This window comes from Pantoea sp. X-Soil-YNGN-844 (assembly GCF_059730595.1).
In genome coordinates, this window is record NZ_AP036007.1 from 1,195,923 (window position 1) to 1,213,546 (window position 17,624).

18 protein-coding genes are annotated in these 17,624 nt (G+C 59.1%); 9 read left to right on the forward strand and 9 right to left on the reverse strand.

All coding sequences use genetic code 11. From position 1 onward, the window contains the following. Positions 1-98: 98 nt before the first annotated feature. The 6 genes from gpmA to modE all read right to left on the reverse strand — a co-directional run bounded on the left by gpmA (position 99) and on the right by modE (position 6,783). On the reverse strand, positions 99-851 hold the full coding sequence (gpmA, locus tag AC6I8C_RS05470) for a 2,3-diphosphoglycerate-dependent phosphoglycerate mutase (protein WP_003851893.1): 753 nt from the start codon (positions 849-851) through the stop codon (positions 99-101). A gap of 151 nt (positions 852-1,002) precedes the next feature. Continuing rightward, positions 1,003-2,037, reverse strand: coding sequence for a galactose-1-epimerase (gene galM, locus AC6I8C_RS05475; protein WP_497821827.1), 1,035 nt, complete (start codon positions 2,035-2,037; stop codon positions 1,003-1,005). Beyond that, entirely contained in the window at positions 2,031-3,179 is a 1,149-nt protein-coding gene (gene galK, locus AC6I8C_RS05480) for a galactokinase (RefSeq protein ID WP_497821828.1), read from the reverse strand. Before galK ends, galM begins: the two co-directional genes overlap by 7 nt. Next, positions 3,176-4,222 carry a galactose-1-phosphate uridylyltransferase gene (gene galT / locus AC6I8C_RS05485; protein WP_033731898.1) on the reverse strand — a complete coding sequence of 349 codons (1,047 nt, stop codon included), beginning with the start codon at positions 4,220-4,222 and terminating at the stop codon, positions 3,176-3,178. Before galT ends, galK begins: the two co-directional genes overlap by 4 nt. A 236-nt stretch (positions 4,223-4,458) precedes the next feature. Next, a complete protein-coding gene (modF, locus tag AC6I8C_RS05490; RefSeq protein WP_497821829.1) occupies positions 4,459-5,931 on the reverse strand; it encodes a molybdate ABC transporter ATP-binding protein ModF in 1,473 nt (490 codons plus the stop codon). 69 nt (positions 5,932-6,000) lie between these two features. Continuing rightward, positions 6,001-6,783: a molybdenum-dependent transcriptional regulator gene (gene modE, locus AC6I8C_RS05495; RefSeq protein ID WP_497821830.1), complete on the reverse strand. Its 783-nt coding sequence runs from the start codon at positions 6,781-6,783 to the stop codon at positions 6,001-6,003. Positions 6,784-6,919: 136 nt separating this feature from the next. Between modE and AC6I8C_RS05500 the strand changes: the two genes are divergently transcribed. From AC6I8C_RS05500 to modC, 4 genes are all read left to right on the forward strand, one after another. Continuing rightward, on the forward strand, positions 6,920-7,075 hold the full coding sequence (locus AC6I8C_RS05500) for an AcrZ family multidrug efflux pump-associated protein (protein WP_033731900.1): 156 nt from the start codon (positions 6,920-6,922) through the stop codon (positions 7,073-7,075). Between the two features lie 145 nt (positions 7,076-7,220). Further along, on the forward strand, positions 7,221-7,994 hold the full coding sequence (gene modA, locus AC6I8C_RS05505; RefSeq protein WP_497821831.1) for a molybdate ABC transporter substrate-binding protein: 774 nt from the start codon (positions 7,221-7,223) through the stop codon (positions 7,992-7,994). Further along, positions 7,991-8,680: a molybdate ABC transporter permease subunit gene (modB, locus tag AC6I8C_RS05510; RefSeq protein WP_013357173.1), complete on the forward strand. Its 690-nt coding sequence runs from the start codon at positions 7,991-7,993 to the stop codon at positions 8,678-8,680. Before modA ends, modB begins: the two co-directional genes overlap by 4 nt. Then, entirely contained in the window at positions 8,680-9,738 is a 1,059-nt protein-coding gene (gene modC, locus AC6I8C_RS05515; protein ID WP_497821832.1) for a molybdenum ABC transporter ATP-binding protein ModC, read from the forward strand. The genes modB and modC overlap by 1 nt, the downstream gene beginning before the upstream one ends. Here the strand turns inward: modC and AC6I8C_RS05520 are convergent, their stop codons facing one another. Further along, a complete protein-coding gene (locus AC6I8C_RS05520) occupies positions 9,739-10,557 on the reverse strand; it encodes a pyridoxal phosphatase (protein WP_013357175.1) in 819 nt (272 codons plus the stop codon). 155 nt (positions 10,558-10,712) lie between these two features. On the opposite strand from AC6I8C_RS05520, the gene pgl reads away from it, so the two are divergent. Then, on the forward strand, positions 10,713-11,714 hold the full coding sequence (pgl, locus tag AC6I8C_RS05525; RefSeq protein WP_497821833.1) for a 6-phosphogluconolactonase: 1,002 nt from the start codon (positions 10,713-10,715) through the stop codon (positions 11,712-11,714). A 278-nt stretch (positions 11,715-11,992) separates the two neighbouring features. On the opposite strand, the gene AC6I8C_RS05530 is transcribed toward pgl, so the two are convergent. Together AC6I8C_RS05530 and bioA are read right to left on the reverse strand one after the other, a co-directional pair. Continuing rightward, positions 11,993-12,469: a kinase inhibitor gene (locus tag AC6I8C_RS05530; protein WP_497821834.1), complete on the reverse strand. Its 477-nt coding sequence runs from the start codon at positions 12,467-12,469 to the stop codon at positions 11,993-11,995. Between the two features lie 75 nt (positions 12,470-12,544). After that, the gene (gene bioA / locus AC6I8C_RS05535; protein ID WP_497821835.1) at positions 12,545-13,849 is read right to left on the reverse strand and encodes an adenosylmethionine--8-amino-7-oxononanoate transaminase; all 1,305 of its coding nucleotides are present in this window, start codon (positions 13,847-13,849) and stop codon (positions 12,545-12,547) included. Between the two features lie 86 nt (positions 13,850-13,935). Between bioA and bioB the strand changes: the two genes are divergently transcribed. Genes bioB through bioD form a run of 4 tightly spaced genes read left to right on the forward strand, consistent with a single transcriptional unit; the run spans position 13,936 to position 17,525 of the window. Continuing rightward, positions 13,936-14,967, forward strand: a complete 1,032-nt coding sequence (bioB, locus tag AC6I8C_RS05540; protein WP_095707533.1) for a biotin synthase BioB — start codon at positions 13,936-13,938, stop codon at positions 14,965-14,967. Continuing rightward, on the forward strand, positions 14,967-16,118 hold the full coding sequence (gene bioF / locus AC6I8C_RS05545; protein WP_497821836.1) for an 8-amino-7-oxononanoate synthase: 1,152 nt from the start codon (positions 14,967-14,969) through the stop codon (positions 16,116-16,118). The genes bioB and bioF overlap by 1 nt, the downstream gene beginning before the upstream one ends. Continuing rightward, on the forward strand, positions 16,102-16,857 hold the full coding sequence (gene bioC, locus AC6I8C_RS05550; protein WP_497821837.1) for a malonyl-ACP O-methyltransferase BioC: 756 nt from the start codon (positions 16,102-16,104) through the stop codon (positions 16,855-16,857). The genes bioF and bioC overlap by 17 nt, the downstream gene beginning before the upstream one ends. Beyond that, a complete protein-coding gene (gene bioD, locus AC6I8C_RS05555; RefSeq protein WP_497821838.1) occupies positions 16,854-17,525 on the forward strand; it encodes a dethiobiotin synthase in 672 nt (223 codons plus the stop codon). The genes bioC and bioD overlap by 4 nt, the downstream gene beginning before the upstream one ends. Positions 17,526-17,624: the final 99 nt, after the last annotated feature.

Sequence of the window (17,624 nt, forward strand, 5' to 3'; positions counted from 1 at the left end):
TCTCTGTGCAGCTAAGCATTAAGCGCTGTTTTTCAGGCGGCGCAGCCCAATAAAAAAGGCCAGACTTTCGTCTGGCCTTTTTGCATGTCAGCGAGAAATTACTTCGCTTTACCCTGATTCGCAACGGCGGCGGCTTTCGCAGCAATCTCGTCCTGGTCGCCCAGGTAGTAGCGTTTCAGCGGTTTGAAGTTTTCATCGAACTCATAGACCAGCGGAACGCCGGTAGGGATGTTCAGCTCGAGAATTTCATCTTCGCTCAGGTTATCCAGATATTTTACCAGCGCACGCAGTGAGTTGCCGTGTGCGGCAATGATCACTTTCTCACCGCTTTTGATGCGCGGCAGAATGGTGTCGTTCCAGTAAGGGATAACGCGGTCGATGGTCAGCGCCAGGCTTTCGGTCGTTGGCAACTGCTCCGGGGTCAGTTTCGCGTAACGCGGGTCGTGGCCCGGGAAGCGCTCATCTGAACGATCCAGCTCTGGTGGGGTTACGGCAAAACCGCGACGCCACTGCTTAACCTGCTCGTCGCCATATTTAGCAGCCGTTTCCGCTTTGTCCAGACCCTGCAGCGCACCGTAGTGACGCTCGTTCAGACGCCAGGTTTTCTCAACCGGCAGCCAGGCCTGATCCAGCTCATCCAGCACATTCCACAGCGTATGAATCGCACGCTTCAGTACGGAGGTGTAAGCGAAATCAAAAACAAAGCCCTCTTTCTTCAGCAGCTGACCTGCTGATTTGGCTTCGCCACGACCTTTCTCAGAAAGGTCAACATCATACCAACCGGTAAAGCGGTTTTCGTTGTTCCACTGGCTTTCGCCGTGTCGCACCAGAACCAGCTTAGTTACAGCCATAGCTTAACTCCTTAATACTGTGATGTTTCTGTGAGATTGGAAACCTGCTGCTGCCCGCCTGAAACACGAGCTGATTGCGCCATACCATAACGGAAAAGCGGGCAGCGCGTAAGCCTGTGTGTGACGCACTGCGCGTTTTTCAGCCGGAGGCTCAGCGAGGCGTGAAGCGATACCGCGTCACGGATTCCCAGCGATCTCCCGGCTGCAGCCAGCAATCCGGCTGAGGCCACTCAGCATGATTAGGCGAATCCGGTAAAAATTCACTCTCCAGCGCAATCCCCTGGAATGCAGTATAGCTCGCCTGCTCACGGGCACGCGTGCCGGCCAGGTAGTTGCCGGTGTAGAACTGCAGTGCCGGTGCCGAGGTGGTCACGCTGAGCTGTAATCTGCCATCCTGCGACCAGAGTTCCGCCGCAGGCTGACTATCATCGCCTGCGCAGTTGAGCAGAAACGCATGGTCATAGCCCTTCACCGCGCGCTGGTCATCGTCTGCCAGGAAATCCTGCGCCACGACTTTGGCGTTGCGGAAATCGAAACTGGTATCGGCGACGGCTTTCAGCGGGGCATTCGGAATCCCTTCGCTGTCGACCGGCAGATACTGGTCGGCGTGCAGTTGTAAGCGATGCTGGCGTGCGTCGCCATGATGCGCATCAAGGTTAAAGTAGGCATGGTTAGTCAGATTGACCGGGCAGGGCTGGTCGCAGTGCGCTTCATAGCGGATGCTCAGGCAGTTCTGGTCATCCAGCTGATAGTGCAGGTCGGCAATCAGATTGCCCGGATAGCCCTGATCGCCATCTGGCGAATCGATGCGGTAATGCACCTCGCTGTCGGACTGGCTGACAATCTGCCAGCGGCGTTTATCAAAGCCTTCCGGCCCGCCATGCAGCTGATGGGCACCCTGGTTTGGCACCAGCTGACGGTTCAGTTTATTAAGTTTTGCCCCGGCGATACGGTTGGCGTAACGGCCCACCGTGGCACCCAGATAGGCATCCTGATGCAGATAGTCAGAGGGCGTGGCGCAGCCGAGCAGCGCTTCACGCACGCTGCCATCCTGCATCGGGACGCGGGCTGAAAGCCAGGTTGCGCCCCAGTCCATAAAGGTCGCCAGCATGCCGTTGGCATTGCGCAGCACCGTTATGCGCCACGGCTGACCGTCGGGCGCATGGGAGTTGACGTCATTCAGCATTGGCCCGCTCCTTCAGAGGCTTTGCAGACGTAGAAGGTCTCTTTGATGCCAGTCGCGGCTTCATACTGCTCAGCAACGGCGGCTTTCACCTGATCGACGCGATCCAGTGGCATGAGTGCCACGATGCAGCCACCAAAGCCGCCGCCGGTCATACGCACGCCGCCGCGTTCACCAATCTGCGCTTTCACGATCTCAACCAGAGTATCGATTGGCGGCACGGTGATCTCGAAATCGTCACGCATGGAGGCGTGTGATTCGGCCATCAGCTGGCCCATACGCGTCAGGTCGCCCTGAGTCAGCGCATCGGCCGCTTCCAGCGTACGGGCGTTCTCGGTCAGGACGTGACGCACGCGTTTTGCTACCTGCGGGTCGAGCTGCGCCTGGGCCGCTTCAAACTCCGCCAGTTCAACATCACGCAGCGCCTTCTTATTGAAGAAACGCGCGCCCGCTTCACACTGCTCGCGACGGGTGTTGTATTCGCTGCCGACCAGGGTGCGGCGGAAGTTGGAGTTGATGATCACCACCGCGATATCTTCCGGCATCGACACTGGACGGGTGCCCAGCGTGCGGCAGTCGAGCAGCATCGCGTGATCTTTCTGGCCCAGTGCGGAGATCAGCTGGTCCATGATGCCGCAGTTACAGCCAACGAACTGGTTCTCTGCTTCCTGACCATTCACCGCGATAGCCGCGCCATCCAGCGGCAGGTTATAGAGCTGCTGCACCACGGTGCCGACCGCGACTTCCAGCGAGGCGGATGAGCTCAGGCCTGCGCCCTGTGGCACGTTGCCGCTGATCACCATATCGATGCCACCGAAATCGGCATGGCGCTGCTGCAGATGTTTCACCACGCCGCGCACATAGTTGGCCCACATTGGTTCCTGCACGCTGACGATTTCTTCGTCCAGCGAGAAGATGTCCTGCGCATTCTCATAATCAGCCGCGACCACGCGAATCTGGCGGTCGTCACGGCGGGCGCAGGCGATCACCGTCTGGTAATCGATGGCACACGGCAGCACAAAGCCATCGTTATAGTCGGTATGCTCGCCAATCAGATTAACGCGGCCCGGCGCCTGAATGGTGTGGGCGGCGGCGTAACCGAAGGTGTCAGAGAAAAGCTGCTGCGTAATGGTTTTTAAGCTCATTGTTGTGCCTCACGGAAGTGAACGTCGCTGACAGAACGCAGACGTTCCGCCGCCTGTTCCGCCGTTAAATCGCGTTGGGTTTCGGCCAGCATTTCATAGCCAACCATAAATTTGCGTACCGTTGCTGAGCGCAGCAGCGGCGGATAGAAGTGCGCATGCAGCTGCCAGTGATCGTTGGCTTCGCCGTTAAACGGCGCGCCGTGCCAGCCCATGGAGTAGGGGAAGGAGCACTGGAACAGGTTGTCGTAGCGGCTGGTCAGCAGCTTAATGGCTTTCGCCAGATCGGCACTCTGCGCTTCACTGAGATCGGTCAGCTGTTTAACATGCGCTTTTGGCAGCAGCAGGGTTTCAAACGGCCAGGCGGCCCACCACGGCACGACGGCCAGCCAGTGTTCGGTTTCCACCACGGTGCGGCTGCCATCCTGCTGCTCACGTGCCAGATAATCGACCAGCATCGGCGAGCCATGTTTAGCGAAATAGTCGCGCTGATGATCATCTTCGCGCTGCGCTTCATTCGGCAGGAAGCTGTTAGCCCAGATCTGACCATGCGGATGCGGGTTAGAGCAGCCCATCGCCGCGCCTTTGTTCTCAAACACCTGCACCCAGGGATAGTGCTGACCCAGATCGGCGGTCTGCGCCTGCCAGGTGCGCACCACTTCTTCCAGCGCGCTCAGTGACATCTCTGGCAAAGTTTTGCTGTGATCGGGCGAGAAGCAGATGACCCGACTGGTGCCGCGTGCGCTTTCACAGCGCATCAGGATATCGTCGCTCTCGGGCGCGTCAGGCGTGTCGGTCATCAGTGCAGCAAAGTCATTGGTAAAGACGTACGTGCCAGCATAGTCCGGGTTTTTGTCACCGGTAATGCGGGTATTTCCGGCACACAGGAAGCAGTCCGGATCGTGCGACGGTAAGGTATTGACCGCCGGCGTTTCTTGCGCGCCCTGCCAGGGACGTTTGGCCCGATGAGGTGAAACGAGAATCCATTGATCAATCAGTGGATTGTAACGGCGATGCGGGTGATCGACCGGGTTGAATTTTTCCATGTGAGATCCTGGTAAGCGTCAAAAGCCAGAGAGGCATCGGTAAAAAGTAGCACATCAGCGCGCCCGAAAGCGTGATCAAGTCTGGATAAATGGTATCGTTTACACAAGCTGAATATTCTTATTTCGTGGCATTGTATGCAGTAATGCGGGGTAAAAGGCAGGACTAAATGGTAGCGATTACACAGGTGTGCTTTAAAACGCCGCGAGAGCGGCGTTGAGGGGGCGTTGTTAACGCGCTAGCGCAGCGTATCCTGCTGAAAAGCGTAGCCACCCTCATCGGGAACAAAGCTCAGACGATGCGTGATGCAGGCGGGCGCATCTTCTGCATGATGCGAAACAAACAGCAGCTGCGTGCGACCTTCGCCAATCAGCACATCGACGAAGCGCCGTACCAGCTGACGGTTAATCGGGTCGAGTCCCTGGAGTGGCTCATCCAGAATCAGCAGCGTCGGATGCTTAACCAGCGCGCGGGCAATCAGCACCAGCCGCTGTTGTCCCCATGAGAGCGAGTGGAACGGCGCATCGCCCAGCCGGTTATCCATTCCCAGCAGTGTCAGCCACTGTTGTACCAGCGCTTTCTGCCGATCGGACGCCGCCTGATAGAGGCCAATGGAGTCGAAGAAACCCGACAGGATCACCGTCCGCACATTGGTGCTGACGCGATAATCGAGGTGCAGGCTGCTGCTGACATAGCCAATATGCTGTTTGATATCCCAGATGGTTTCGCCACTGCCGCGACGACGGCCAAACAGGGTGAGATCATTGCTGTAGCCCTGCGGATGATCGCCGGTTACCAGACTCAGCAGCGTCGATTTCCCAGCGCCGTTCGGACCGACAATCTGCCAGTGCTCGCCCGCGTTAACCTGCCAGTTCAGCCCCTGAATGACCGGTCGATCGTTGTAAGAGACGGTGCCGTTGCGCAGGATAACGCGCGGGGCATCATCCGCCAGTGAAGGCAGCTGATCCGGCACATCAGCTTCGGGCAGCGCCATACCCATCAGCTGCTCACTGTGTGCCAGCTGTGCCACCAGCGCTTCCGTTAAGATCGTCTGGCGCGGCCCGCTGTGAGTGAGCGTGCACTCCGCCAGCACACCCACCTGCTGAACGAAATCGGGAATGTCGTCAAAGCGATTAAGTACCAGCACCAGCGTAAACGCCGGATGCTGCAGATTGCGTAGCATGTCAGTCAGGCTGGCGCGCGACACCACATCCAGTCCGTCAAACGGCTCATCTAAGATCAGCAAATCTGGCTGGTTCATCAGGGCCTGGCAAAGCAGGGTTTTGCGGGTTTCGCCGGTTGAGAGATATTTGAAGCGGCGTGACAACAGCGGTTCGATGCCGAACTGCTGTGCCAGTTGTTCGCAACGTTCCGGCTGCTGCACTTCCGCCTGAATCACCTCTGCCACGGTCAGTCCGGTATCCTCTTCACCTTCGCTGAGCATATCGGTGTTGTTGCGCTGCCACTCCTGCGCCACCAGCGTCTGTAACTGCTCCAGCGACAGACGGACCGGCCTTGTGAAATCGCTGCTGACTGAACCCGCCAGCGGCGGCAGTTCACCGGAGAGTGCGCGAGCCAGTGAGGATTTACCGCTGCCGTTGGCACCGACAAAGGCCCAGCTTTCGCCGCGCTGTAGTTCCACCTGATTCAGCGTCAGTATCCGGGTATCGCTAAGATGAAACGTGCCTTGCAAAATATGCAATGAAGCCATGATCTGTTCCATTTTCTGCATCGTGTCACTGAGTTGTAACCATTGGCTGTAATGATGTCAAATCAGCCGCTAGAGCAGGGTGGCGACGATGGCGTTCTCCGCATTGAAACTGGCGATCACCGCGTCGCCGGGCTGCAGCTTCAGCTGCTGTAGCTGTTCATTAGTAAGAGTGGCACACAGGGTTTCGCTGCTGGCGAGCTGCATCAGCACCTCACTCATCTGCTCACCCGGTTCGATGGCAGTGACGGTGGCCGCCAGCTGATTGTCTTCCTCTGCGGCGTCACGACTGATGCGGATCCACGGCGCTTTGATCAGCACCAGCACCTCTTTACCCGCCGCCAGCTGCAGACGATCGGCGCTGCGCTGGGTCAGCGCCACATTGAGCTGGGTGACGCCATCAGCCAGCTGAATCAGCAGATGCTGAACCACCTGCTGCGCATCGTTGCTGACCACGGTGCCGAACAGCTGGTTGCGGGCGCTGGTCTGCAGTGAAAAGCGAGCGATGGCCGCCAGCAGGCTGTCGAGCGGCAGCGTATCCTGCTGCAGGGCATCGAAAGCTTTCTGCTGTATCTGCTCCATCAGATGAAACAGCTGAATCAGGCGTTCACCGTAGCGGGTCAGCGTGGCTCCGCCGCCGCCTTTGCCGCCGGTTGCCCGCGCCACCAGCGTTTCATCCGCCATCTGGTTCATCTCATTAATCGCATCCCAGGCACTTTTGTAACTGATGCCAGCCAGCTTCGCCCCCTGACTGATCGATCCGGTCTGCTGGACGCGTTTCAGCAGCTCAATACGCCGCGGATCGGCAAACAGTTTCTGTTGTAAACGGATATGAAGGGATAGTTCAGCTTCCATGACAGCTCCGGCAAAGGGTTAAGGCGAAGGCCGATGATAGCGGCGTTTTATGTCCAAAGTAAAAGCACGAAAAGGGCTGCGCAAAATTTTACTGACCCGTTACAATCACTTTTTTGTTAGCAGAGTGAGACTCTCCATGCTGGAATTACTGAAAAGCCTCGCCGTGGCCGTACTGATGGTCCCTGTGGTAATGGCGCTGATGCTGGGTATGATTTATGGCCTGGGTGAAGTGTTTAATATCTTCTCTAAAGTGGGTCATCGCGAAAAATCTTCAGCCCGTTCGCATAATTAATTTCTGCCACGCCCGCCATCCTGGCGGGCGTCGTCATTTTTGTCCCGCACCGATTCAACCTTCTCTGACGCCTGCCGATAATTTACTGAACCTCCCTGATATTGCGTTATATTATCCGCTACACAACGAATAGCCGGAGAGAATCATGTCATTTAATTACACCCGCTGGGGCATCGCGGCGCTGGTCACCGTGTCGCTGGCCGGACAGGCCGTGGCCGCCGATAACATTACCGTGTTTGCCGCGGCTTCGCTGACCAATGCGATGCAGGATATTGCCAGTCAGTATCAGAAGGAAAAGGGCGTAACGGTCGTCTCTTCGTTCGCCTCATCCTCCACGCTGGCGCGTCAGCTTGAACAGGGCGCGCCTGCCGACCTGTTTATCTCTGCCGATCAGCAGTGGATGGATGATGCAGTAGCGAAGAAAAGCGTGATAACCCGCACCCGCTACACCCTGCTGGGCAACGACCTGGTACTGATTGCGCCACGCAGTGCCGCAGCTAAAGCGGTGACGCTGGATCCGCAGACCGACTGGAAAACATTGCTTCACGGCGAACGTCTGGCGGTTGGCGATCCGGACCACGTTCCTGCGGGTATCTATGCTAAAGAGGCGTTGCAAAAGCTGGGAGCCTGGGACGGCGTTGCGCCCGCGTTAGCGCCCGCTAATAATGTGCGGGCAGCGCTGGCGCTGGTCGAGCGTAACGAAACGCCTTATGGCATTGTCTACGGTTCGGACGCCGTCGCCAGCGACAAAGTGCAGGTGGTGGGGCGTTTTCCGGCAACCAGCCACAAACCGGTGGAATATCCGATGGCGATCGTAAACGATCACGACACGGCTACCGTTAAAGCCTTTTATGATTACCTGAAAGGGCCGCAGGCTGCGGCGATTTTTAAACATTACGGATTCACACCGACGAAATGATACTCAGCGATCCCGAATGGCAGGCAGTACTGCTTAGCCTCAAAGTCTCTGGCATAGCCGTGCTGGGCAGTCTGCCGTTTGGCATCCTGATGGCCTGGATTCTGGTGCGCTGCCGTTTTCCCGGCAAAGCGCTGCTCGACAGCCTGATTCACCTGCCGCTGGTGCTGCCGCCGGTAGTGGTGGGGTATCTGCTGCTGGTTAGCCTGGGACGACGCGGGATCATTGGTGAAAAGCTGTTTGACTGGTTTGGTTTCAGCTTTGCGTTCAGCTGGCGTGGTGCGGCACTGGCGTCCGCCGTCATCGCCTTTCCACTGATGGTACGCGCTATCCGGCTGGCGCTGGAAGCGGTGGATAGCCGGCTGGAGCAGGCAGCGCGTACGCTGGGTGCCGGACGCTGGCGGGTCTTTTTCACCATCACACTGCCGCTGACGTTGCCAGGTGTGATCGCCGGCACGGTGCTGGCGTTTGCCCGGTCGCTGGGCGAATTCGGCGCCACCATTACCTTTGTGTCCAACATTCCCGGTGAAACGCGCACGCTTCCGCTGGCGATGTTTACCCTGATCGAAACGCCCGGTGCAGAGGGTGCGGCGGCACGGCTCTGCGTGATCGCTATCGTGCTGGCACTGGGTTCACTGCTGGCGTCGGAATGGCTGGCACGCGCCGGCCGCAAGCGGATGGGAAGCTGATGCTATCACTCAACTTTATGCAGCAGCAGGGCGATCACCAACTGGAGATCGACCTGCAGATTCCGGCCAAAGGGATCACCGTTATTTTCGGTGTCTCCGGTGCCGGTAAAACCTCACTCATCAACGCCATCAGCGGACTGACTCAGCCGCAGCGCGGGCGAATTGAGCTTAACGAGCGTCTGCTGTTTGATGCAGAGCAGAAGATTGCGCTGCCGCCGGAAAAACGCCGCATCGGTTATGTGTTTCAGGATGCGCGGCTGTTCCCGCACTATCGGGTCCGGGGCAACCTGCAATACGGTATGGCGCCGTCAATGAAAGCGCAGTTCGACAGTCTGGTCTCGTTGCTGGGGCTGGAGGCGCTGCTGTCGCGCTTTCCGCTGTCGCTGTCGGGCGGTGAAAAGCAGCGGGTCGCGATTGGCCGGGCGCTGCTGACCGCACCGGATATGCTGCTGCTGGATGAGCCGCTGGCGTCGCTGGATCTGCCGCGCAAACGTGAACTGATGCCGTATCTGCAAAAGCTGGCGAAGCAGGTCGATATTCCGATGCTCTACGTCTCGCACAGTCTGGATGAAATCCTGCATCTGGCTGATAACGTGCTGGTGCTGGATGCGGGCAAGGTTAAAGCCTTTGGTCCGCTGGAGCGGGTCTGGAGCAGCAGCGCGATGCGGCCCTGGCTGCCGGTGAGCGAACTGACCAGCGTGCTGCGGGTGCAGGTGCTGGAGCAGCATCCCGACTATCCGATGACCGCGCTGTCGCTGGGCGATCAGCACATCTGGGTCAGCCGGGTGAATCAGCCGGTGAAAACGCCGCTGCGTATTCGCATCGCCTCATCCGATGTCTCACTGGCGCTGCAACCGCCGCAGCACACCTCCATCCGCAACATTTTACCGGCACAGGTAGTTGAGCTGCTGGAGGTCGGAGACCAGGTGGAGGTGAAGCTGCGTATCGGCATCAGCGAACTCTGGGCACGCATCACGCCGTGGGCGCGCGATGAACTGGGCATCCGGCCCGAACAATGGCTTTATGCCCAGATTAAAAGCGTCTCCGTGACGCCCTGATTACAGGACGAACTGACGGAGAGTATCGGCAATACCGGTTTCAAGGTTAGTGCCGATCACCTTTTTCGCCCGCGCCTTGATCGCCTCGTCGGCATTGCCCATCGCCACGCCCAGTCCGGCCGTTTCCAGCATGCTGAGATCGTTGTAGTTATCACCAAACGCGATCACATCGGACATGCTCAGCCCCAGCGATTCAACCCACTGAGCCAGCCGTTTCCCTTTGCTGTTGCCGCCTTTGGCGATATCCACCTGATCATGCCATGACCATTCGCAGGCCAGCCCCAGCTCCGCTTCCACCGCAGTGGCGAACTGTTGCAGCTCCTGATGATTGTCGTGCGACAGGGCAAACTTCCAGATCGAACCGGCGTCACGTGCCGCCTGGGCTAAATCAGGCACCTGACGGAACAGCGGACGCTGATGCTCAGGCAGCGATTCGGCCCATTTCAGCGTGCGCATCACGTGACCGGTCGGCGTCTGATAGAGCATCGCATCATCCACGTAGAGCAAGCCGTGAATCTGCTGCTGATCCAGCCTCTCAATGACCTGTAACGCCAGCTGCGGGTCGAGAGGATCAGATGCCAGCACCTTTTTCGCCTGGTAATCATACAAATAGGTGCCATTACAGCAGATTGCGGGTGTATCCAGTTGTAGTGCCTGATAAAAAGGGTGGATAGCGCAGTGATGGCGTCCGGTCACAATAGCGACATGAACACCCGCCTGGCGGGCCTGGTTCAGTGCGTCAATTGACTGCGGCAGAATCGTTTTGGCTGGGGTCAGCAGCGTGCCGTCGAGGTCGAGGGCAATTACCCGGTAGCTCATTCATCCTCTCGTTTTTTCAGGTTTGCAGAGGCTGAAGTCTACACCTGTCCACGGTCCGGAGACAAAAAACAGGGCACAAATGATTCCAGCGCAGGCCAATAAAACGCGCTACAGTGATTCACAGATCATGATCAGGCAGCAAAAAAGGAGAATGCATGAAACAGGTTGTCTACACCGCCAGTCCCGAGAGCCAGCAGATTCACGTCTGGCAGATGAATGATGAGGGTGCGCTGACGTTGCTTCAGGTGATTGATGTCGCCGGCCAGGTTCAGCCGATGGTGGTGAGTCCGAAACGCGATTTTCTCTATGTCGGCGTGCGTCCCAATTTTCGCGTGCTGGCGTTCCGGGTTGCCGCCGATGGCACGCTGACCGAAGCCGGTCAGGCACCGCTGCCGGGCAGTCCGACCCACATTTCCACCGATCGCGAGGGCCGGTTCCTGTTCTGCGGTTCCTACAATGATGCCTGCGTCAGCGTCAGCCCGATTGGCGATGATGGCATTCCGCAGGCCCCGCTGCAGGTGATCAACGGCCTGGATGGCTGTCACTCGGCCAATATCGATACCGATAACAAGACACTCTATGTACCGGCACTGAAGCAGGACCGCATCTGTCTGTTTGCGCTGGGCGCAGACGGTCAGCTGACGCCGCGCAAACAGGCGCAGGTCACAACAGTAGAGGGCGCAGGTCCGCGTCATATGCAGTTTCATCCGGGCGGGCAGTTTGCTTACTGCGTCAACGAGCTCGACAGCACGGTTGATGTCTGGGCATTAAATACCGGTGAAGGCGAAGCAGAAAGCGTGCAGACGCTGGATATGATGCCGCCTGATTTCAGCGGTACGCGCTGGGCAGCCGATATTCATCTGACGCCGGATGGCCGTTTCCTTTACGCCTGCGATCGCACCAGCAGCACGCTGGCAATTTTCAGCGTCAGCGAACTGGGCGATGAACTGACGCTGGAAGGGTTCCAGCCGACGGAAACGCAGCCGCGCGGGTTCAATATCGATCACAGCGGACGTTTTCTGGTGGCGGCGGGACAGAAATCGCATCACATCGAAGTGTATGCGATTAGCGAACCGAAGGGGCTGTTACAGCCGCTGGGACGTTATGCGGTAGGGCAGGGCCCGATGTGGGTGGTGATTCATCAGCTGCAGGCGTAACGCATCCTGAAAAACGCCTCTCCTGAGCGGGAGAGGCATTCGGACGGTTGAAAAACTCAAATCAGGGTGCATCTGGCAGCGATGGATTAGCTCAACACGCAGGGAATACGGTCAGAGGAGGAAAGCGTCCCGCGCCATGGACGGCGCGGGCCGAGCGAGCCAGGGATTGGCGTAAGCGACTTTCCGATTTGACCGAATTTCCTGCGCTCGCTCGGTCTCACAGCTAACCGGGACAGACTTTTAAGTACATTTCTCCCGGTCGGGAAAGATGTACTGAATTACTGATAATTCACGGTCAGCGAGGCGCTCGCCAGGGCGTGGAAATGCACATTAAAGCCGACCATTGCGCCACTGGCGCTTTCATCCACCTCAATTGTCTCCACATCCAGCGCATGCACGGTGAAAATGTAGCGATGGGTTTCGCCCTGTGGCGGTGCCGCGCCGCCGTAGCCCGCCTGACCGAAATCGGTGCGGGTCTGGATTGAGCCTGCTGGCAGTGACGCTTTGCCGGAACCGGCACCCTGCGGCAGTGAGGTGGTGCTGGCCGGAATATTCGCCACGACCCAGTGCCACCAGCCGGAGCCCGTCGGCGCATCAGGATCGTAGCAGGTCACCACAAAACTTTTGGTCCCTTCCGGTGCCGCTTCCCAGGCAAGATGGGGAGAAATATTCTCGCCCTGATAACCCATGCCGTTGAAAACATGCTTTTCTGGCATCTTCTCGCCGTCATTAAAATCCTGACTAAAAACGCGCATCACATCTCCTTAACTGTCGATGAATAGCCTTTCATCATAACCAAAAGCGCCACCAGTGCCAGTGGTCAGACCGCTTCAGGCGGCAAAATGTTGCGAATGTTCCAGCGCGCTGCCAATCGCCTGTACCAGCTGACTCAGTGCCTGGGGCGTGATGATGTAGGGCGGCATCAGGTAGATCAGTCGGCCAAAAGGCCGGATCCAGACGCCCTGTTCAACAAAGAACTGCTGTAGCGCCGCCATGTTGACCGGCTGATGGGTTTCCACCACGCCAATCGCCCCCAGCACCCGCACATCCGCCACCTGCGGTGAACGGCGCAGCAGCAGCAGCTCAGCCCGCAGCTGCTGTTCGATTGCGGCCACCTGACGCTGCCAGTGACCGTCCGCCAGCATGCTCAGGCTCTCCGCCGCCACCGCGCAGGCCAGCGGATTCCCCATAAAGGTCGGGCCATGCATAAAACAGCCTGCCGCGCTGCGGCTGATGGTGTCAGCGACATCGCGGGTGGTCAGGGTCGCCGCCAGCGTCATCATGCCGCCGGTCAGTGCCTTGCCGACGCAGAGAATATCCGGGGTAATACCCGCATGTTCACAGGCAAAGAGCTTGCCGGTGCGGCCAAAGCCGGTAGCGATCTCATCCGCTATCAGCAGCACGCCATAGCGGTCGCACGCTTCCCGGACCTGCTGCAGATAGCGCGGATGATAGAAACGCATCCCGCCCGCACCCTGCACAATCGGCTCAAGGATTACCGCTGCCAGCTGCCGGTGATGCTGTTCAACCAGCCGGGCGAAATCGTCGAAGTCGCGTTCGTCCCATTCATCATCAAAGCCGCAGGCCGGTGCCGCTGCAAAGTGGTGTTCAGGCAGATAACCGCGCCACAAGCTGTGCATCGAGTTATCGGGATCGCACACCGACATCGCGGCAAAGGTATCGCCATGATAGCCGCGCTTCAGTGTCAGGAACTGCTGGCGCGTCTCACCGCGGCCCAGCCAGTACTGCAGCGCCATTTTCATCGACACTTCCACCGCCACCGAGCCGGAATCGGCCAGGAAGACGCACTCCAGCGCCTCGGGCGTCATCGCCACCAGCTGACGGCAGAGCGCGACCGCTGCCGGATGGGTAATGCCGCCAAACATCACGTGCGACATCTGCGTGACCTGCTCCGTCAGCGCCCGGTTCAGTCGCGGATGGTTATAGCCGTGGATCGCCGCCCACCACGATGACATCCCATCCACCAGCTCACGGCCATCGGCCAGCTGCAGCTGAAAACCCTGCGCGGCGACGACCGGGTAGCAGGGCAGCGGATCCACCATGGAAGTGTAGGGATGCCAGATATGCTGGCGATCAAAACGGGCATCATCGGAGGAGAAAACGGAGGTAGTCATCGGAGTTGTAAACCAAAATAAAAAAATATAGTTTACAAGTATACCCCTGCTTTCTGTCGGGATGACACCCTTTTCTGGAGTACGTAATGGCTCAACGCTGGACAATTGCACAGGCGCAAGCGCTGTTTGATCAACCTTTTCTTGAACTGATGTTTAAAGCGCAGCAGGTGCATCGTCAGCACTTCGACCCGCGCCAGGTGCAGGTCAGTACGCTGCTGTCGATCAAAACCGGGGCCTGTCCGGAAGATTGCAAATACTGCCCGCAGAGCGCGCGCTACAAGACCGGCCTGGAGTCGGAGCGTCTGATGGAAGTGGAGGAGGTACTGACCTCCGCGCGTCAGGCCAAAGCCGCCGGTTCGACCCGTTTCTGCATGGGTGCCGCGTGGAAAAACCCGCACGAGCGCGATATGCCCTACCTGGAAAAAATGGTTGAAGGCGTGAAGGCGATGGGAATGGAAACCTGCATGACGCTCGGTACGCTCAGCGATCAACAGGCGCAGCGGCTGGCGGGCGCGGGCCTCGATTACTACAACCATAACCTCGACACCTCACCGGAATTCTATGGCTCCATCATCACCACCCGCAGCTATCAGGAACGTCTGGATACGCTCGGCAAAGTGCGTGACGCCGGAATCAAAGTCTGTTCGGGCGGCATCGTCGGCCTGGGTGAAACCGTGAACGATCGCGCCGGTCTGCTGGTGCAGTTAGCCAATCTGCCGACGCCGCCGGAAAGTGTGCCGATCAACATGCTGGTCAAAGTCAAAGGCACGCCACTCGCGGACAACGATGACGTAGAGCCTTTCGATTTTATCCGCACCATCGCGGTGGCGCGCATCATGATGCCGACCTCGCATGTGCGCCTTTCGGCGGGCCGCGAGCAGATGAGCGAGCAGACTCAGGCGATGTGCTTTATGGCCGGGGCGAATTCGATTTTCTACGGCTGCAAACTGCTGACCACGCCGAATCCGGAAGAGGATAAAGACCGCGTGCTGTTCCGCAAACTGGGTCTGAACCCGGAACATACCCACACCCGGCATGGCGATCAGCAGCAGGAAGAACACCTCAGCGAGCAGCTGTTCCATGCCGATACAGAACAGTTCTACAACGCGGCGCTGTAATGAGCTGGCAGCAACGACTTCAGCAGGGGCTGGCGCAGCGTCGTGCGGCCGATGGCTGGCGACAGCGTCGAATCATCGATCAGCAAGGCACCCGCACGTTAGAGAGCGGTGGCCGCCGCTATCTGCACTTCTCCAGCAATGACTATCTCGGTTTAACCCGCCACCCGGCGGTGATTGCGGGCTGGCAGCAGGGTGCGGCGCTGGCGGGCGCGGGGGCGGGCGCTTCAGGTCACGTCACCGGTTATCACCGTCAGCACGCCGAACTTGAGGCGCAGCTGGCCGACTGGCTCGGCTATGACCGTGCGCTGCTGTTTATCTCCGGCTTCGCGGCCAATCAGGCAGTGATTCATCTGCTGGGCGAGAAAAACGATCGCATCCTGGCCGACAAACTCAGCCATGCCTCGCTGCTCGACGCCGCCAGCCACAGCCCGGCGCAGCTGCGGCGTTTCAGTCATAACGATCCGGAGAGCCTGACGGCACGGCTCGCGTCACCCTGCGAGGGGGAAACGCTGGTGGTGACCGAGGGGATTTTCAGCATGGATGGCGACAGTGCACCGCTGGCTGCGCTGGCGCAACAGACGCGTCAGGCACAGGGCTGGCTGCTGGTGGATGATGCGCACGGCATCGGCGTGGCAGGTGAGCAGGGGCGGGGCAGCTGCTGGCAGCAGGGCGTTAAGCCGGAACTGCTGGTGGTCACTTTTGGCAAAGCCTTTGGCGTCAGCGGTGCCGCGCTGCTGTGCGACGCCGATACCGCCGACTATTTCCTGCAGTTCAGCCGGCATCTGATCTACTCCACCGCCATGCCCGCTGCGCAGGCCGTGGCGCTGCAGGCGGCACTGCGCGAAATTCAGCAGGGTGATGCGCTGCGCCAGCAGTTGCAGCAGAACATTGCGCATTTCCGGTGTGGCGCGGCCTCGCTGCCGTGGCAACTCATGGACTCTGCCAGCGCGATTCAGCCGCTGCTGATCGGTGAAAATGGCGATGCGATGGCGCTCTCTGCGCGGCTGGCGGAGGCGGGCTGCTGGGTCAGTGCGATTCGGCCACCTACCGTGCCGCCGGGAACGGCCCGGCTGCGCATTACCCTGACGGCGGTACATCGCCCGGAAGATATTGATCGGTTACTGGAGGCGCTGCATGACGCTGCGGGTTGATAAGCAGGCGGTTGCGCGTGCCTTTGGTCGGGCTGCCAGCCATTACGATGACCATGCGGCACTGCAACGGCTCAGCGGCGATGCGCTGCTGGCACGCGCACCGGCTCACAGCGGGCTGCAGCTGCTGGATGCCGGGTGTGGCACTGGTTGGTACAGCAGGCTGTGGCGCGAACGGGGTAAACAGGTCACGGCACTCGATCTCTCACCGCAGATGCTGCAACAGGCGCGGGACAACGACGCAGCGCAGCACTATCTGGCGGGCGACATCGACGCGCTGCCGCTGGCGGATAACAGCATCGACCTGATATGGAGCAACCTGGCGGTGCAGTGGAGTGAGGATCTGCCCGGCGCGCTGCGCCAGTTCCGGCGCGTGCTGCGGCCCGAGGGCACGCTGCTGTTTTCCACGCTGGGCGACGGTTCGTTGCAGGAGGTGCATGAAGCCTGGTCCCATCTGGATGCGTTACCCCATGCTAACCGCTTTCTCAGCGAGGCGAAGATTGCGGCGGCCTGCCATGCAGAGCAACTGATTTGCAGCGCGGAAAGGGTGACGCTGCATTTTCCCGATGCGCTCAGTGCCATGCGTTCGCTGAAAGGGATTGGCGCGACCCATCTGCATCAGGGCCGCGACGGGCAGATACTCACCCGACAACGGCTCAACCAGTTAGAGGCACACTGGCCGCGCGATCGTCACGGCTATCGCCTGAGTTACCATTTAATTTATGGAGTCACGCTTTCATGAAACGGTTTTTTATTACCGGCACCGACACCGAAGTCGGTAAAACGGTCGCCAGCGGCGCACTGTTGCAGGCGGCGGGTGCCGCGGGCTACCGCTGTGCGGGTTATAAGCCGGTTGCTTCGGGCTGTGAGATGACGCCTGAAGGCATTCGCAACAGTGATGCGCTGGCGCTGCAGCGCTTCAGCAGCGTGACGTTGAGCTATCAGCAGGTCAATCCGCTGGCGTTTATGGAGCCGACTTCGCCGCACATCGTCAGCGCTGAAGAGGGCAGGCCGATCACCCATCTGGCACTGTCAGCGGGTCTGGCGGCTCTGGAGCCACTGGCGGACTGGATTCTGGTGGAGGGTGCGGGCGGCTGGTACACCCCGCTGTCAGAGACGCACACCTATGCGGACTGGGTAGTCAGCGAACAGCTGCCCGTGATTCTGGTGGTGGGAATTAAGCTCGGCTGCATTAATCACGCCATGCTCACCGCCGAGGCGGTGCGTGCGCGCGGCCTGCCGCTGGTGGGCTGGATCGCCAACACCGTCGAGCCGCCCGGCAAACGCTATCAGGAATATCTCACCAGCCTGAAGCAGCGACTACCTGCCCCCTGTCTGGGTACGATTCCGTATCTCACCGATGCGGCGCAGCAGGCGTCCTGTGGACAGTATCTGACGCTGCCAGAGTAAAACCCGGCCCTAGGGGCTTTTTGCTTGATCAGTCTGAGCCTGTGCAGTGCTCACCAGCCTGAACGTCAGATTGTTGCGCGCTGCCTGCAATCCTGACGC

Coding starts and splice junctions, on each gene's coding strand:
- gpmA (WP_003851893.1), bottom strand. CDS start 851: ATGGCTGTAACTAAGCTGGTTCTGGTGCGACACGGCGAAAGCCAGTGG.
- galM (WP_497821827.1), bottom strand. CDS start 2,037: ATGCTGAATGACGTCAACTCCCATGCGCCCGACGGTCAGCCGTGGCGC.
- galK (WP_497821828.1), bottom strand. CDS start 3,179: ATGAGCTTAAAAACCATTACGCAGCAGCTTTTCTCTGACACCTTCGGT.
- galT (WP_033731898.1), bottom strand. CDS start 4,222: ATGGAAAAATTCAACCCGGTCGATCACCCGCATCGCCGTTACAATCCA.
- modF (WP_497821829.1), bottom strand. CDS start 5,931: ATGGCTTCATTGCATATTTTGCAAGGCACGTTTCATCTTAGCGATACC.
- modE (WP_497821830.1), bottom strand. CDS start 6,783: ATGGAAGCTGAACTATCCCTTCATATCCGTTTACAACAGAAACTGTTT.
- AC6I8C_RS05500 (WP_033731900.1), top strand. CDS start 6,920: ATGCTGGAATTACTGAAAAGCCTCGCCGTGGCCGTACTGATGGTCCCT.
- modA (WP_497821831.1), top strand. CDS start 7,221: ATGTCATTTAATTACACCCGCTGGGGCATCGCGGCGCTGGTCACCGTG.
- modB (WP_013357173.1), top strand. CDS start 7,991: ATGATACTCAGCGATCCCGAATGGCAGGCAGTACTGCTTAGCCTCAAA.
- modC (WP_497821832.1), top strand. CDS start 8,680: ATGCTATCACTCAACTTTATGCAGCAGCAGGGCGATCACCAACTGGAG.
- AC6I8C_RS05520 (WP_013357175.1), bottom strand. CDS start 10,557: ATGAGCTACCGGGTAATTGCCCTCGACCTCGACGGCACGCTGCTGACC.
- pgl (WP_497821833.1), top strand. CDS start 10,713: ATGAAACAGGTTGTCTACACCGCCAGTCCCGAGAGCCAGCAGATTCAC.
- AC6I8C_RS05530 (WP_497821834.1), bottom strand. CDS start 12,469: ATGCGCGTTTTTAGTCAGGATTTTAATGACGGCGAGAAGATGCCAGAA.
- bioA (WP_497821835.1), bottom strand. CDS start 13,849: ATGACTACCTCCGTTTTCTCCTCCGATGATGCCCGTTTTGATCGCCAG.
- bioB (WP_095707533.1), top strand. CDS start 13,936: ATGGCTCAACGCTGGACAATTGCACAGGCGCAAGCGCTGTTTGATCAA.
- bioF (WP_497821836.1), top strand. CDS start 14,967: ATGAGCTGGCAGCAACGACTTCAGCAGGGGCTGGCGCAGCGTCGTGCG.
- bioC (WP_497821837.1), top strand. CDS start 16,102: ATGACGCTGCGGGTTGATAAGCAGGCGGTTGCGCGTGCCTTTGGTCGG.
- bioD (WP_497821838.1), top strand. CDS start 16,854: ATGAAACGGTTTTTTATTACCGGCACCGACACCGAAGTCGGTAAAACG.